General features: G+C 67.4%; 10 protein-coding genes and 1 pseudogene. 6 read left to right on the top strand and 5 right to left on the bottom strand.

The genetic code is table 11. From position 1 onward, the window contains the following. Nucleotides 1–1,305, top strand: a 1,305-nt coding sequence (locus ACWD4A_RS27960; protein ID WP_451198144.1) for a CocE/NonD family hydrolase, incomplete at its 5' end; no start/stop codon positions are given. Nucleotides 1,306–1,520: 215 nt separating this feature from the next. Here the strand turns inward: ACWD4A_RS27960 and ACWD4A_RS27965 are convergent. Further along, complete coding sequence (locus ACWD4A_RS27965) at nt 1,521–1,763, bottom strand: group II intron maturase-specific domain-containing protein (protein WP_451198145.1); 243 nt, start codon at nt 1,761–1,763, stop codon at nt 1,521–1,523. 479 nt (nt 1,764–2,242) lie between these two features. Here ACWD4A_RS27965 and ACWD4A_RS27970 point away from each other — a divergent pair, with 479 nt between their 5' ends. Beyond that, nucleotides 2,243–3,802 carry a serine hydrolase gene (locus ACWD4A_RS27970; RefSeq protein ID WP_451198147.1) on the top strand — a complete coding sequence of 520 codons (1,560 nt, stop codon included), beginning with the start codon at nt 2,243–2,245 and terminating at the stop codon, nt 3,800–3,802. Between the two features lie 472 nt (nt 3,803–4,274). On the opposite strand, the gene ACWD4A_RS27975 is transcribed toward ACWD4A_RS27970, so the two are convergent. Together ACWD4A_RS27975 and ACWD4A_RS27980 are read right to left on the bottom strand one after the other, a co-directional pair. Next, nucleotides 4,275–5,117: a hypothetical protein gene (locus ACWD4A_RS27975; RefSeq protein WP_451198175.1), complete on the bottom strand. Its 843-nt coding sequence runs from the start codon at nt 5,115–5,117 to the stop codon at nt 4,275–4,277. Then, nucleotides 5,032–5,292, bottom strand: coding sequence for a hypothetical protein (locus ACWD4A_RS27980; protein WP_451198172.1), 261 nt, complete (start codon nt 5,290–5,292; stop codon nt 5,032–5,034). The genes ACWD4A_RS27975 and ACWD4A_RS27980 overlap by 86 nt, the downstream gene beginning before the upstream one ends. On the opposite strand from ACWD4A_RS27980, the gene ACWD4A_RS27985 reads away from it, so the two are divergent. The 3 genes from ACWD4A_RS27985 (at nt 5,218) to ACWD4A_RS27995 (ending at nt 8,641) form a co-directional block, all read left to right on the top strand. After that, the gene (locus ACWD4A_RS27985) at nt 5,218–5,388 is read left to right on the top strand and encodes a hypothetical protein (protein ID WP_451198176.1); all 171 of its coding nucleotides are present in this window, start codon (nt 5,218–5,220) and stop codon (nt 5,386–5,388) included. The two genes, ACWD4A_RS27980 and ACWD4A_RS27985, sit on opposite strands and share 75 nt — an antisense overlap. Before the next feature lie 794 nt (nt 5,389–6,182). Further along, on the top strand, nt 6,183–6,860 hold the full coding sequence (locus ACWD4A_RS27990; protein WP_451198148.1) for a zinc finger domain-containing protein: 678 nt from the start codon (nt 6,183–6,185) through the stop codon (nt 6,858–6,860). 578 nt (nt 6,861–7,438) lie between these two features. Continuing rightward, a complete protein-coding gene (locus tag ACWD4A_RS27995; RefSeq protein WP_451198150.1) occupies nt 7,439–8,641 on the top strand; it encodes an IS4 family transposase in 1,203 nt (400 codons plus the stop codon). On the opposite strand, the gene ACWD4A_RS28000 is transcribed toward ACWD4A_RS27995, so the two are convergent. Then, nucleotides 8,638–9,375, bottom strand: a complete 738-nt coding sequence (locus tag ACWD4A_RS28000; protein WP_451198152.1) for a transposase — start codon at nt 9,373–9,375, stop codon at nt 8,638–8,640. The genes ACWD4A_RS27995 and ACWD4A_RS28000 overlap by 4 nt on opposite strands. A 452-nt stretch (nt 9,376–9,827) precedes the next feature. After that, a pseudogene (locus ACWD4A_RS28005) lies at nt 9,828–10,307 on the bottom strand (transposase); the annotation flags it as partial. A 314-nt stretch (nt 10,308–10,621) separates the two neighbouring features. Between ACWD4A_RS28005 and ACWD4A_RS28010 the strand changes: the two are divergent. Further along, entirely contained in the window at nt 10,622–14,257 is a 3,636-nt protein-coding gene (locus ACWD4A_RS28010; RefSeq protein ID WP_451198153.1) for a hypothetical protein, read from the top strand. Nucleotides 14,258–14,466 lie beyond the last annotated feature (209 nt).

The raw sequence follows: 14,466 nt of genomic DNA on the forward strand, positions 1-14,466 counted from the left end.
TACTCCACCATCCGCGCGGCGGTCCTCGCCGTCGGCGGCTGGCACGACCCCTACCGCGACACCGTCCTGCGCCTGGTCGAGCACCTGCCCGGCCCAGCAGCCGGCCTGATCGGCCCCTGGTCACACCAGTACCCCGACCGCGGACTGCCACCAGGCCCCGCCATCGGCTTCCTCCAGGAAACCCTGCGCTGGTTCGACCAGCACCTCAAGGGCAAAGACACCGGCATCATGACCGAACCCACACTCCGCTCATGGATCAGCCAGTCCCACCCACCGGCCACCACCTACCCCGAACTGCCCGGCCACTGGGTAGGCGACCCCACCTGGCCCTCACCCCACATCACACCCACCCCCTACCCCCTGCCCGGCGCCCCCGTCGAGGTGAACTCCCCGATGCACACCGGCCTGGACGCCGGCCGCTTCTTCCCCTTCGGCAACACCGCCGACCTCCCACCCGACCAACGCGACGAGGACGCCAAGTCGGCCTGCTTCGACTTCCCCGTCCCCAAGGACGGGCCCATCGAGATCCTCGGCCGCCCCCGCGTACGCCTGCGCCTGCGCTCCCACGCCCCCCGCGGCCAGATCATCGCCCGCCTCTGCGACGTCGCACCGGACGGCTCCTCCACCCTCATCACCCGCGGCGCGCTCAACCTCTCCGCCCGCCACGGCCGCGACCGCGTCGAACCCTGGCCCGAAGGCGCGCTGGAGGAGGTGGAGTTCGAGCTCAACGCCATCGGCCACACCTTCCCGCCCGGCCACCGCATCCGCCTCGCCGTCTCCTCCGCGTACTGGCCGTGGATCTGGCCCCAGCCGGGCAGCGCGGGCTTCTCCCTGCACCCGGACGGCAGCGCCCTGGAACTCCCGGTCCGCACACCGACCACCGACGCGATCACCTTCGCCGAGCCCGAGCAGGCCGCCCCCCTGGGCGTCGTCCTGCCCGAGCCGGAGCAGCCGCGCCCCGAGCGCCTGATCGTGCGTGATGTCGCCTCCGGTGCATGGCGTCTGGAGGTCGACCCCCGCTACGGCGGCACCCGCCTCTACCCCGACGGCCTGCAATACACCGAAGACGCCCTGGAGACCTACACCATCCAGGAACGCGACCCGCTCTCCGCCCGCACCCGCTCGGACTGGACAATCCGCCTCCACCGGCCCGACCTCGACTGGGACATCACGATCCGGACCCGCTCGGAGATCACCGCCGACACGGACGACTTCGTCACCACGAACGAAGTCACCTGCTGGGAGGGCGACGAGACCGTCTTCCACCGGACCTGGGACAAACGCATTCCTCGCACGGCAGGCTGACCGCCTTCGGAGGCAAACTGCCACACAACCACTATGTTCCGGTCACCGAGCCGGAAAAGTATCCACCGAGTCGGAATCCGGGCTCCGCGGTAGCGGTAGCGTTCGATCTTGACGCCGGATGCGCCGAAGAACACCGTGCCACCTGAGGCGAACCGCCATCCGCGATCACAGTGGTTCCTCAACTGGCTGCCGGGAATGCGATGTTTGCGGCGGAGTCAGATCGCGATGCGATGCCACGCGTGGTGGTCGACTGCGTCGAAGGTCCGCTTCGCCGTGCCGTGGCGGAAGTAGGCCCATCCCGCCAGGGCCCGGTTCACGCTCTCCAGGAGCGTGGCCGGGCTCTGGTTCTGGGCGCGCCTGTAGATCCGTGCCGCTACCCAGGCTCTGCTGGCCTGCTCGGCCTTCTTCGAGGGCCGGGGGTGTGCCAGCCACGTCGTGCGGTGCGGAGGCAGATACATCTGCCTCCGCAAAGACGGAGTATTCCGGTGTCTCATCGGGTGAGGCGGCCGAGGGTGACGCGCGTCTGCAGGCGGCGATGGCGGCACGGCGCATGTGTGCGGAAGTGTCTTCCGGCGGGGAGGATGCCGGGGGCGCCCCCGTATCCCGCGTGCACGATAAAGGTTTCGGCGTCGACCAGCCGACCACTGTGCTGGATGCCGTACGGACCGATGGCGGCGGTGCCACGAAGAACGACTCAGGGAAGAGCGGGACGTCCTCCGCCGTCCGGCCCGCCGCCGTGCTCAGCACGGTCCGTGCCGATGGCTGTGGCGGTGGCACGGACCCGCAGGGCAAGGCCGGAACTGGGAAGCCGACGCCCTCGTGGTCCCAGCGCGGTGGCGGCGCCACCGCGCCCGCGGACCAGCCCACCGCCGTTGTCAGCATCGTGAGGCCCAAGGGCGACGCCCCGGCTGGCCAACTGGCCGCCGTCATCGCAGCATTGCCCGGCAAGGACAGGGACGGCAGGGGAGATAGGGCCGACGTCGAGCCGGACGTCGAGCGCACCAGCCAGTCCGTCCCGCTGAAATCCCTGGACGGCACCCCCGCGAAGTCACCCCGTCCGGCCGGTACGCAGAAGTCAGGCAAGGACGGTAAGGCTGCCGGGCCAGCCATACCCGTCGAGGTCACGCCTCCCGTGGAGAAGCCGAAGGCGGAGAACAAGTCCGAGCCCGTGGCAGAGCAGAAGCCGGCCGAGCCGCAGGCCCCGCGCGACCTGCTCGCGCAGCTGACGAATACCTCACCGCCGCCGGAGACCCTGGTGCGCACGGTCGCACGACGAGTGAAGATCTGGACACCGCTGGTCGTCCTGCTCGGGATTATCTTCACGGTCGTCCAGGTCCTCCGACCGCTGCCGGACGCCAAGCTGGTCGTTGCCTCCGGCAAGGAGACGTTCACGTTCGGCGGCGACAAGTTCTCCATGCCGTGGCCCGAAGAGGGCCAGGCCGCAGCGATGGTCGAAGGCGGCGGCAGCCTCGGCACGTACGGCGAGGAGAAGCCGACGCCGACCGCAAGCGTCGCCAAGGTCATGACCGCGTACGTGATCCTGAAGAACCGCCCGCTGAGGAAGGGGGAGCAAGGCCCGGACATCTACGTGGACGAGAAGGCGGAGCAGGACTCGCAAGCGAAGGGCGAGTCCAGGGTGCCTTTGTCCAAGGGGCAGAAGTTCTCGCAGTACCAACTGCTGCAGATGCTGCTCATACCATCGGCGAACAACGTGGCACGGATGCTGGCCCGTTGGGACTGCGGCTCGGAGTCTGCGTTCGCCGAGAAGATGAACGCAGAGGCCAAGTCACTGGGCATGACGAAGACGACCTACACCGACCCCAGCGGTCTGGATCCCTCCACCGTGAGCACGGCCGTGGACCAGGTCAAGCTGGCCGAGGCAGTCATGAAGAACGAAGTGATCCGTCAGATCGTGGCCCTGCCCCACGCCGATGTCTCCGGCCTGCCGGACCGGCTGGAGAACAGCAACAGCAACCTGCTGATGAATCTCGGCGTCCTGGGCATCAAGACCGGCTCGAGCAGTGCCGCCGGCGGCACCCTGATGTGGGCGGCCAGGCATACGATCGACGGCAAGGAGCGGCTCATCCTCGGTGCCACGGTGGACCAACATTTCAAGGGGCTGGACCCCGACGCCGAGAACAGCCTGACCAAGGTCAAGGACGTCAGCTACAAGCTGATGAAGGCGGTTCAGGACGCCCTGACCTCTACCAAAGTCGTCTCCAAGGACGACATCGTCGGCTACGTCGACGATGGCCTCGGCGGCCGCACCCCGCTCGTGGCGGCGAAGGATCTGACGGCCGTCGGCTGGCCCGGCATGGAGGCCAAGCTATCCCTGTCCCATGGCGGCAAGCAGGTCCCGCACTCCGCCAAGTCCGGCACCGAGATCGGCGAGCTCACCGTCGGCACCGGCGACAACGCCGCCAAGGTCCCCGTTACCTTGCAGAAAGACCTGGCCGAGCCGGGCTTCGGGCCGAAGATGACGCGACTGGAAATCTAGTGAAGATGTTGGGGTTGGGACGCTCGGCCAATGGGGCAGGGTGGCCCGTTGCGCCTGGTCAGGGGCTGATTGGGGCCAGGGTCCAGGTTCCGTTGTGGTGGTCGGGTCAGAGGCTGATCAGTCGGCGGAGGTTGAGGGCGGCGGCCTGGTGGTGGATTCAGCGTTCACCTGGTGCCGCGGCAGGGCAGGCGGTGGTTGCCTCGGTGGACGAGCCGGGCGATGTGGAGTTCCAGACCCGTCGAAGGACACGCCAACCGGATCAAAATGCTCAAGCGGCAGGTGTACGGACGCGCCGGACTCCCCCTGCTCCGCAAGCGCATCCTCCTGGCATGACCATCCTCACGCAACGTCACCCCGTCACGGAAATCGGCTCTGTCGCTGTTTTTTTGGGGGCGGCGGCCGGTTGATCAGGGTGGCAGTAAGATGCGGCGCCTCAGCAGGTCGAAGTTGGCCCGGCCGTACATCTGTCTCTTCAGCAGCTTGCTCCTGGTGACGTTGCCCTCGACGGCTCCTGACATGTGGGTGGCATCGAGGGCTGCGAGGATGGCTGCGCGGTCGCGTCGCATGCCGCTGGCCAGGGTGCGAGTTCGCGTTGTCCGTCGAGCCGGACGTCGGCGAGCCAGACGTCGAAGGCGAGGTGCTCGTTGCGCCGTTCGCGCAGCACGGTGGCCAGGCGGCGGGCGTACTCGGTGGCCGTGGCCAGTGCGGGACTGCGGTTGCACAGGTCCTCGAGGCGCTTGCGCTCGGTGTCCGTGAGCTGTTCGGGCCTGCGCATGATCCAGTCGGTGACGTGGCGGATGGTCATCTGAGGCAGCGGGGCGTCCGTCTGCCGGGATCGCTCCGGTGCGGTGGGCCGCGGGTGTCGGCGGGCGGTGTCGATGTCGCCGCGGTAGACGAGCTGCTGGATCTCCCGTGCCAGGGCGGAGGCGTTGGTGCGGCCCTCCAGCCAGCGGTGGTGCAGGTAGAGCCGGTAATCGTCGGTCCGACTGGGGCGATGGGTGGCCGCGATGAGGAGTTCTCCGACGTCGGCCGCCCCGGCGAAGCGGACCACGGTGCCACGGCTGAGCCGGAGTCCGCGGGCGATGGCTCGCAGGCTGTCTCCGCGCTGGATCCGCTCGTGGATCCGCTCGTGGATCTGTTGGTACCGCTCGCGGGTCCGTAACACCAAGGGGCGCGGTCGTCCGTGGATATCGAGCTCGCCGGCGGTCATCCCACCCTCGGGCCCGGCCTCATCCGACGTCGCCAGTGGTTCGCGTGGATCGGCACGGTGCCGGCCCGCGATCCGCTCCACGGTCTCGGCCAGGTTGTGGAGCACGTGCCGGAGGTCGGCTACTTGCCGGGGCTGAGGTGCTCCGGCGCGGGCGCGCGTCCCGGAAGGATCCGGCGCGGTCGCGACAGACCATCCGGACCTCTGGGTGCTGGCACAGCCAGGCTGCGAGAGTCTCAGCGGTCCGGGCGGCGAGGACGTCGACGGGCCGGTGGGTGGTCATGTCGATCAGGACGGTCGCGTACTTCCACCTGTGGTGCAGGGCGAACTCGTCGACACCGAGGACCTCGACGGGACCCGTGCTCGGCTCGGGCAGTGACCTGATCAGCCGCAGCATCGTGTCCTTGCCCGTACTCACGGACATGCGGTCCGCGAGCCGTGCACCTGGGTGGCCGCCCAGGAACAGGGTCACGTCCGTGAGCATCGCCGTCAGGGCTTCAGCCCGCCGTACGTACCGGTGCGTCGGCGCCGGTATTTGTTCGGCGAACGTCCGGTGCGAGCATGCGGCGTTCCCACAGGTGAACCGCCGTGCTCGCAGCCGGACTTCCGGTCGGCGTCCGGCGACGGGCCTGTCTGCAAGACACCGGTCGTAGCAGCAATGCACTCGAGACGACCTTTGGCCGCACTCCGGACAGGTGGCCTCATGCCCCCGGGCATGAGCCGCCACGAGCACTGCGCTCTCCATGAGCAACAGCCGATCGACCTCAACATCCGCACCAGGAAACAGGAGATCAGCGACGGAGCCCGGAACTTGCCTGATCCCGCGACTCGTGAATAAAGCCACGCGACGGTGAGGCAGGGTCCGACTGGCGCGGGCGCCACATCGATCCCGCGCACAGACCCGCGACCTCGTCCGCCAGCTCCAGGCCCTCGGCCACCAAGTCGCCTCACGCCGGTATCAGTCTGCGCCCGCCCTACCGACATCCGGTCCGCGAGCGGCCCGGATGCTGCCGCCTGCCCTACCGGAGATCAATTTTCCGTTCAGCATTAGTCAAATCGGCATGAATCACAGGAAACGTGCCCCAAATCATGATCGGCTTCCGATACGCGCCTTAGCGTCTCCCGCAGCACCGCCACCCCGCCGCAGCGGGCTCAATCCAACTCGGAGCGCCCATGACGAACACCGTCACCGATGTGCCCAAGGCTGTGTGGCACGCCGACGAAACCGGTCTCGTGACCGTACAGGCGCAACCGTCCTGGTGGCGGAAATGGGGGCAGGACGCCGACTGGCCGGAGTACGCCGAGATGCTGGCACAGGTCGGCGAGAAAGCACGCTCTGACGATGTATGCGGAGTCCTGGGGCGCACCACCTACCGGCCCTGCCGCCACAACACCCGGCTGTACGGGCCTTGTCCACACCACTGTGAGACACCGCTGCGTTTCCACTGCGCCACGGAGCGGAAGAAGGGCGGCTGGTGCCGGTGGGATCTCCGTAAGGGTGCCTGCGGGCACCACCCCGACTCCTACGGCAAGTACATGGCAGCGGTCCGGGCCGATGAGGAGGAACTGGGGCGGCAGGCGGTGCGCGAGCAGGAGCTCCGCAAGGCGGCGGAGAAACGGCACGCCGTGACCCTGGGGGTGGCATGCCCGTACTGTGACGCTCAGCCCGGCGGAAGTTGCGTGAGGCGGAACGGCGAGGAGCAGCCCAAGCTGCACAGCGCCCGGGAAAACCTGTGGCTCCACACCGAGACAGCCAGCGAAACGGCCTGCTTCTACTGCGAGGCAGCGGTCGGCGAGCTGTGCCGCACATCCAGCGGGAAGATCGCCATTCGGCCCCACACGGGCCGCTGACACTTTCCCTCTCCACATCCGGCGCTCGACACGACCATCACAAGCAACAGGGATGACCATACCGGCACAGCAAGAAGACCTGTAGCTCCCGTGACCATGTGCGGTCGGCTCGGGGTGCGGTGACGACGTTGCCGTCGTTCCGTTTCCCCGAGCCGCCGACCCGAACCGGACGTGCGTGTCTCCACGCATCCGGCTCTCCACATGTCTTGCCCTGAGGTCAGCCGGTTCCGGCTGCCGAGCCGATGGTCCACGGAGTTGGGATATGTGCTCCGCAGTAGCGATAGCGTTCGATCATGACGCTGGATGCGCCGAGGAACGCGATCTCGCCGTCGGCGAACCGCCACCCCTGGTCACAGAATCTCCTCAACTGACTGCTGGGCGATCTTCGTGAGTCAACTGCCGGGCTAAGAACCGATGTTCTGGCACAGCTGCTGGAACAGGGTGAGTGGCCGTGGGGCGCGTGGTGCCGGGTGGGAAGCATTCGCTAAGGCGGACGATGTTGGTGCCGACGGCGGTGAGGACGTGCTGGACATGCGTCTTCGCCCAATGCCGGGAAGTTTGAGTCCGGGGCCCGCGGGATGCCCGACGTCGATCCCTCGGCAGCCGCCTTGCGCCAGGCCCGCCGCCGTCTCGGCCCAGCACCGCTGGTCGCACTGTTCGACCAGGTCAAGGGCACTGCAGCTGCCCCGCAGACCATCGGCTCATGGTGGCACGGGCTGCGCACGGTGGCCTGGGACGGCACCGGTCTCCAGGTCCCGGACAGCCCCGAGAACCTCCAGTTCTGCGGCCGCGCATCGGGGAAGTACGGGCTGGGCGGGTTCCCGCTGATGCGGCTGACCGCGCTGGTCGAATGCGGGACCCGGGCCCTGATCGACGTGATCGCCAGACCCTGGAAGCAGTCCGAGGGGGATCAGGCCCGCCTGCTGTGCCGGGCTCTGCGGCCGGGGATGCTGCTGCTGGCCGACCGGGGCAGCAAGGGGGTTCCGCTGACCTGCGCCGCTGCCGCGACGGGCGCGCACCTGCTGTGGCGGACCAGCATGGACCGGCTGCCGCCCGTGCTCCACCTCCTGCCCGACGGCACATACCTGTCGATGGCGACCGGCCAGAACGAACGAGCACGCCTGGCCCGTTGGACCCGCCACCGCCGCGGTGTCCCGCCACAGGTCCAGGGTGTCGCCCTGCGGGTGATCGAGGCCACGGTAACCGTCCGCGCCGAAGACGGGCGCTGCCGCACCTCGGACCTTCGGCTGATCACCACACTGCTCGGTCACGAGCGCTGTCCCCCCGTCGAACTCGCCGAGCTCTATCACGAGAGATGGCAGGCAGAGACCGCGTATTTCGGTTTGAAGGTCACCTTGAGAGGCTCCGGCCGCGTCCTGCGGTCGCACAGCGCCGACGGCGTGCGTCAGGAGCTCTTCGGCCTGCTCATCGTCTACCAGGCGGCCCGCCGTATCGCCGCCGACATCGCCCTCCACGCCGGAATCGACCCCGACCGGGTCTCACTGACCGTCACCCTGCGAACCGCCCGACACACCGTGGTCACCGCGACCGGGACCAACAGCACCCCCGTCTCAGCACCAACCCCCCAGATCAGGCGAGCCATCCTTCATCCCCGGGAACTGGGCCTGGCATACCGCAGGCCCCGCATCCTGCCCCGCCGGGTCAAACGCCCGATCTCCACCTTCGCCTACAACCCCACCAGGAAAGACCCACCCATACTGGACCCCGAGATCGGCTTCTCGATCAACCTGCCCACCGCCTTCCCCCGCCGCCCCGTCTAATCTTCCCGGCATTGCGTCTTCGCCAGTCCGCGGTAGCGGCAGTGGCGCAGGCCGTGGGCGTGGACGGTTTCGGAGACGGTGGCCTCGCACCCTGCGTGCATCGCATAGCGGGCCCGCCAGGCGGGGGCTTTCTGTTCCGTGCGGGTTCGGTTCTGGATCTCCTGCAGGGGACGGGGCATCAGGACCAAGTGGCGGCCCCGGCCGTCGGTACCAGCGGTGCAGGCGAGCCGGTCCTCGTAGGCACGGCAGACAGCCCGGGAAAAGCGCACGGAGTAGCGCGGCTGACCGTCCAGCAGGGTGTCCTTCCACTGCGGGCTGGTCATGCCGCGCGGGCAGGTCGCTGTGCGGGCTTGCCAGTTGATGCGGAAGTCCTGCTTGGTGAAGCCGGGGCGGTGTCGCGAGGGGGTGATCGGCCTCATGGGCCCCAGGAGGGTGACGCCGTAGCCGGTCGCCGCGCGAAGGATGGCGGTCGGGGAGATGTATGCGGCGTCGGCCAGGTGCTCGCTCGGCAGCAAACGGCGGGCGGCGAGTGCGTGGTGGATGGGCTCCAGCATGGCGATGTCCTGCTCGGGGGCTGTCTGGGTGGCCACGTGGACGATGACGTTCGGCCCCGCGGCACCACAGGTCTCTGTCTGATGGTCTTTGTAGCCGATCCAGGCGGCCTTGCCCGGATGGTGGGCGAAGCGGGCATCGGTATCGTGTGGAGTGACGATCTCCGTGCTCGACCAGGGCACCCGCGCCGAGGCTGTATCAGGACTGCCTGCGGCGGGGCCCTCGGAGCGCCGCGGCGGCTGAGCGGTCCTTGCCGCAGCACCTGAACCTGAGGCAGTGCGCGCAGCCGGCGCGGGGCATTGTCCTGGTAGACGGCGCGGAGCAGCCGCATGCCGTCCTCGCCGATCTCCAGCACATACGCGGCCAGTTTCTCCTTCACCCCGGGCAGCCGGTCATAGCGGGCCGGACGCCCGTACCGCTCCGCCCACTCGGCAGTGACCAGGGGCGCCAGCCACTCCTCATCCGCTACGGCAAGTGCCTCCAGCGCGGCTTGCAGCGTCTCGGCGACCAGTTCCACCCAGTTCAACTTCCACACTACGGCCAGCACATGAGTGGAATCGGTCCGCATGCGCCCACGCCGCTTCACCAGGCCCGCCGCCACCAAGTGGTCGACCATCACAGCCAGCAGCCGGTCCGCCCTGTCGCCCTGAGCCACCCGGTCCCGGAACTCGCTGAGCACCGAGTGGTCGAAACCGGGATCGTCCAGCTCAAGACCCAGACAATATTTCCAGTCCAGCCTGCAGCGGACCGCCTCGGCGGCCTGCCGGTCACTCAGGTTCTCCGCGTACTGCAGCACCGACACCATCGCCAGCCGAGCCGGCGACAGGCCCCGCCGCCCGTCGGCCGGATACCAGTCGGCGAAATCCTCGTCCCTGAACAGCTCGTCCAGCCGGTCGCGCACCCACATCGCCGCCGTGCCCCGCGGATTGCTCGCCCGCGCTATCCGCACCGTCAACGGCGGAATCACCCGCCCGGAACCTGGCCCCATGGACCTCGCGGTCACCCCTCCGACCGCTCGAGCCACCCCGCCTTGCTCAGCGCAGCACGACGCCCCGGCCAACGGAAGCCACCGCGACCGGACTCCACCAGGACGAATGAAGATCGCCAACAGCATCCCGAATGCGAGACAGGGCCGTTGAATTGACACACCCACCCGGAATGGGAACAGGGCCCGTAGCCCCGGATGAGCGTCCCATCATGGCCACGGGATGACCGATTGTCATATTGCGGCGATCGTCGGGCCGAAGCGCTGTGTGCTGAGATCTCCTTGGAGCGCCGTTATCGGCACTGCGCTGAGCTTGGGATCACTTCTGGCCCCGCGGGGTCGCGGAATCGGCACGTATGCGTTGCGCGGCGCATCCGCACGGTGCGCATCGGACGGGTTCCGCTGCCTATTTCACGACTCGGAATGACAAGGATAAGAAACTTATGACGGAACAATCTGCAACCCCTGGTATCGACACCCGGATGCCCTCCGATGTGATCATCTCGGCTGAGCTGGCGCAGGACCTCGAGGTGGTACGAAATGTGGACTGCAATCCGGTGTCCGACGCCTGGGGTTCCAGTGAGGCGATCGCGCCGTTCCGTTTCTCCGAGGGCGGCCATGGCCCGGTTGGCATGCATGCCTTGGTGATCGGCGGAGGCAGGCGGCTGTCCGAGGTCAGGTGGGTATCTTACGTGGAGGGCTCATCGGCAGGGTGGACGGAGAAGACACCTTTCGCCGATAACAACCTGCCCCACGAGGTGTTTTCCGTTCGAGTGGCGCACGCGCGCACCCAGGAGGCCGGCCCTTCCGAGGTTTACGCCTTTCTGTCCACTGTCGACGACATTATCTTCTTCAGCCGGTTGGGGGCTGACGGTCAGTGGACGTCGCCAATGCAATTTCTCGAGGGAGGCGCTCTGGCGCGTCTGGTGACCGCGGAGACGGGTCAGGAAGGCTCCGTCTTCTACGCCGCCCGCGAGAAATCCCCTGGGGGTCGCATCGAGCTGGTGGTCAGTTACCTCGACCAGCCACTCATCGATGGGCTGCCGCCGGTGAACACCTGCTGGACCCCGGATTTCGACACGGCTCTGCAGGGCGGACACGCCTTCGCGATGACCGCAGTGACGTATCAGGCAGAAGACGGAGAGGAACAGCGCGGCTGCTGTCTCGCCGTCACCGTCGATGGCAAGCTCCGCACCTGGCTGATCGAGCCCCGGGACGGCTCTCCCCAGTTCATCGCACACCAGTATCCCGATGGTGACGTCGAGGTCGGCAGGGTGGTCGGCTCTTTCCCGTCTGCCGACGACGCCAGCCGGGCGAACATTTTGTGCGCCGACACCGTCGAGAAGAAGACCGTGCTGAAGGTGGTCTCCTGCCGCTACGCCGTTAAGCCCGGCGATCGGATAGGCGATGAGGCTGACTTGGCCGTGGAGTACGGGGCCCCCGAAGTGATATTCGGCCAAGAGCTCGGTCAGGAGCTCGCCGCAGTGGCGCATCAGCCCGATTTCCGGGGCGGGCACCTACTGTACTGCCTAGGGAAGCACACGGACGGTTCCCTGAGCACCCTGTGGGCGGTGCGCTACCTCGTTTCATCCAGTGACGGCGGGACAGAGGCACGCTGGGGTGTTCCCGTCCCGGTGGGGACCAGTTTCCAGTCCGTCGTGTCGGCGCCTGCGGAGTGCTCGGCGTTCTTCGCTCATGGTCCGCAGGGGGTGTCGCTGCACTTCATGGACGCGGGCGTGTGGAACACGTCCCCGGTCCGCGTGCCTGACACGGTGACCCATGAGACCGTCCGCTACCGCGTGACCGCTGCCGTCGCCGGTCCCGAGGGCGTTCCGCTACCCCACTGCCCGGTGACCGTGTCCGTCCCCGGGGGCAGTCCCGCCTGCGAGGTCTACTCCGGCGAAGGCACAATCTGGGTGACGGAGGAGGGCAGTCAGCTCGCCACCGATGCGATGGGCAGGGTGACCTTTGCGCTCCGAGCGGACGGGCTGTCGGCTCCCGTCCTGGAAGTCGCCGCCGGTGAGGAAACCCGCCGGATCAATCCAGCCGGCGACGTCATCGAGTACCTGGCAGGCCGGAAGGACGGCCTGAACCCCGCGAGCCGGAAGCCTCTGGCAGGCACGTTCGACATGCAGGCACTCAACGAGGCGGCTCTCCCGAACGGTACGGGCCTGCTCCCGCCCGACACCGATCCCGAGCTTCTGGAGAGCGCGACCGCGGCGATCCGCCGACTCGCCGGGAACCTCGTCGATGCCGATGCCGAGCGGAGCGGGCGCAGCAAGCGCAGCCTCGAGGGCGGCGCTGCGGAGGGAGGCTTTGAGATCGACTTCTCTGGTGCCGAGGGGAAGCCCTTCTTCGCCGTGCTGGATGCCGCCGACGGCGATGGATCCGAGGGAAGCCGCGTCAAGCGGGCGGCGGGCGGAAGCTGGTGGTCTGGTCTTCTGGAAGACATCTGGGCCGGCATCAAGTCAGCGACAATCACGGTGGTGAAGTACGTCTGGGACGCGACCAAGAAGAAGCTCACCTTGGGTCTCCAGTTCACTGCGGATGTGATGCGCTGGCTGGACATCGAGGCACCGAGCGATGAAGTGATCGAGCGCGTCATGGGACAGGTCTTCGAAAAGATCGAGACCACGGTGGAGCAGGTCATCGACTGGCTGAAGGCTCTCTTCGACTTCGATGCCATCCGCAACACCCAGAAGGCTCTTCAGGAGCTGCTCATGAAGGCGATCGGTGACGCGAAGGACGGAGCGGAGGCCCACCGTTCCGCCGTCAAGGAATGGCTGAAGCTTCGAGAGAACGAGGTAGCCGATGCTCTCGCGGGCCTTAAGAAGAGCTTCACCAGTCAGGGAATCAAGGGAAAGACGGAGTCCCTGCCGCAGACGGAGCACGACCAGGAGTTGAAGGGCCTCGGAAACAGCGCCCACGCGAACTGGCTGCAGGGCAAGATCTCTTGGGAGCACGCGGCGGGGCCGCGCACAGCGGATACAGGCGACAGCATTCTCCCAGAAGATGTCGCGGAGAAGTTCATGAACGCTGACAAAACCCTGATCAGCGACGAGGACAAGGAGAAGCTTGGGGAGGCGTTTTCGGGATTCTCCGCGACGTCGATCGAATCGATCTTCGAGGCTCTGGAAGGGATCGCCTCCACTGCCTTCAAGATCGGCGGAGCGGCAGTCGACCTGGCGTTCGACGTCTTCGCGAGCGTACTGGGAGCGGTCAAGGCCTTCCTGGAGAAGAAGATCGAGCTCTGGGAACCGGTCCAAGCCGTCTGGGACTGGATCATGCCCGGTGTCGTCTGCACCCCGGCGGCCATCATCACGCTGATGCTGGCGGTGCCCGTGACCATCGGCTACAAAATCATGAACGGGGCCGATCAGGAACCCTTCCCTGGCGGAGCACTTCCCACGCTGGGCGCTCCCTCGCGGGCGCGGCGGTCCGCGCCGGAAGAAGAAAAGAGCCCTCTGGACACGTGCGGGCAGGTTGCCGGACTTGTTCGCCTGATGGGGGCTGCCGTATTCCCAGCCCTCGACGGATTCGAAGCAGCCGCAGAGCCTCCCGTCGTGGGCATCGCCCCCTCGCCCTTCGATCTGCTCGTGCGCGTGTTCGCTGTGGCCGAATTCTCCATCTTCTTCCTCGACCTCGCGCTCATCGCCACAGCCGATTCCCAAAGTGGGGACATCCTCGGGTGGACGACCTACGGAGTCGGCGCCATAGCGGTGGTCATCGCTGCTCTCGCGCGCGTGTGCAAGAGGTGGCTCAAGGGAATCGCCGATCTCGCCGTCGGAGTGCTCCTGGGGACACTGGCCCTTGGCATCGCCGGCCTGAACATCTACGCACTGGCCCAAGCGATCGCCGCAGAGGACGACAAGGGCATCCAGCTGGCCACGGCGGGCATCTTGTTCACCCTCTCCGACATCGTCGGACTCGGCGTACTGGTGACACAGCACATCCCGGCCGCCGCCCCGGCCTTCCCCTTCGTAGTGGTCGCGAAAATGCTGACCGGGCTCGTCGCCATGAGCGCGTGCGGTCATCTGACGATGAACGCATACACCCCCAAGGCTGTGCCGACAACGTGACCTGACCAGCACCGACGTTCGTCCGCACCGCCCCGGCAGAAAGTCCCGGAGCGGTGCGGACGGGTCTGTACGGGGCAACGAACCTGTCTCACATGGAGGTTGGCCCAAGGCCGGGTAGTTAGTGGATTTCCGCTGGCGGCAAGGGGTTTCGGCGTCGGTCGTGACGCGGGCAACAGGGTCAGGTTGATCAGATAGTCCGCCGAGACTGC

The sequence above is a fragment of the Streptomyces sp. NPDC002537 genome, from assembly GCF_053594975.1.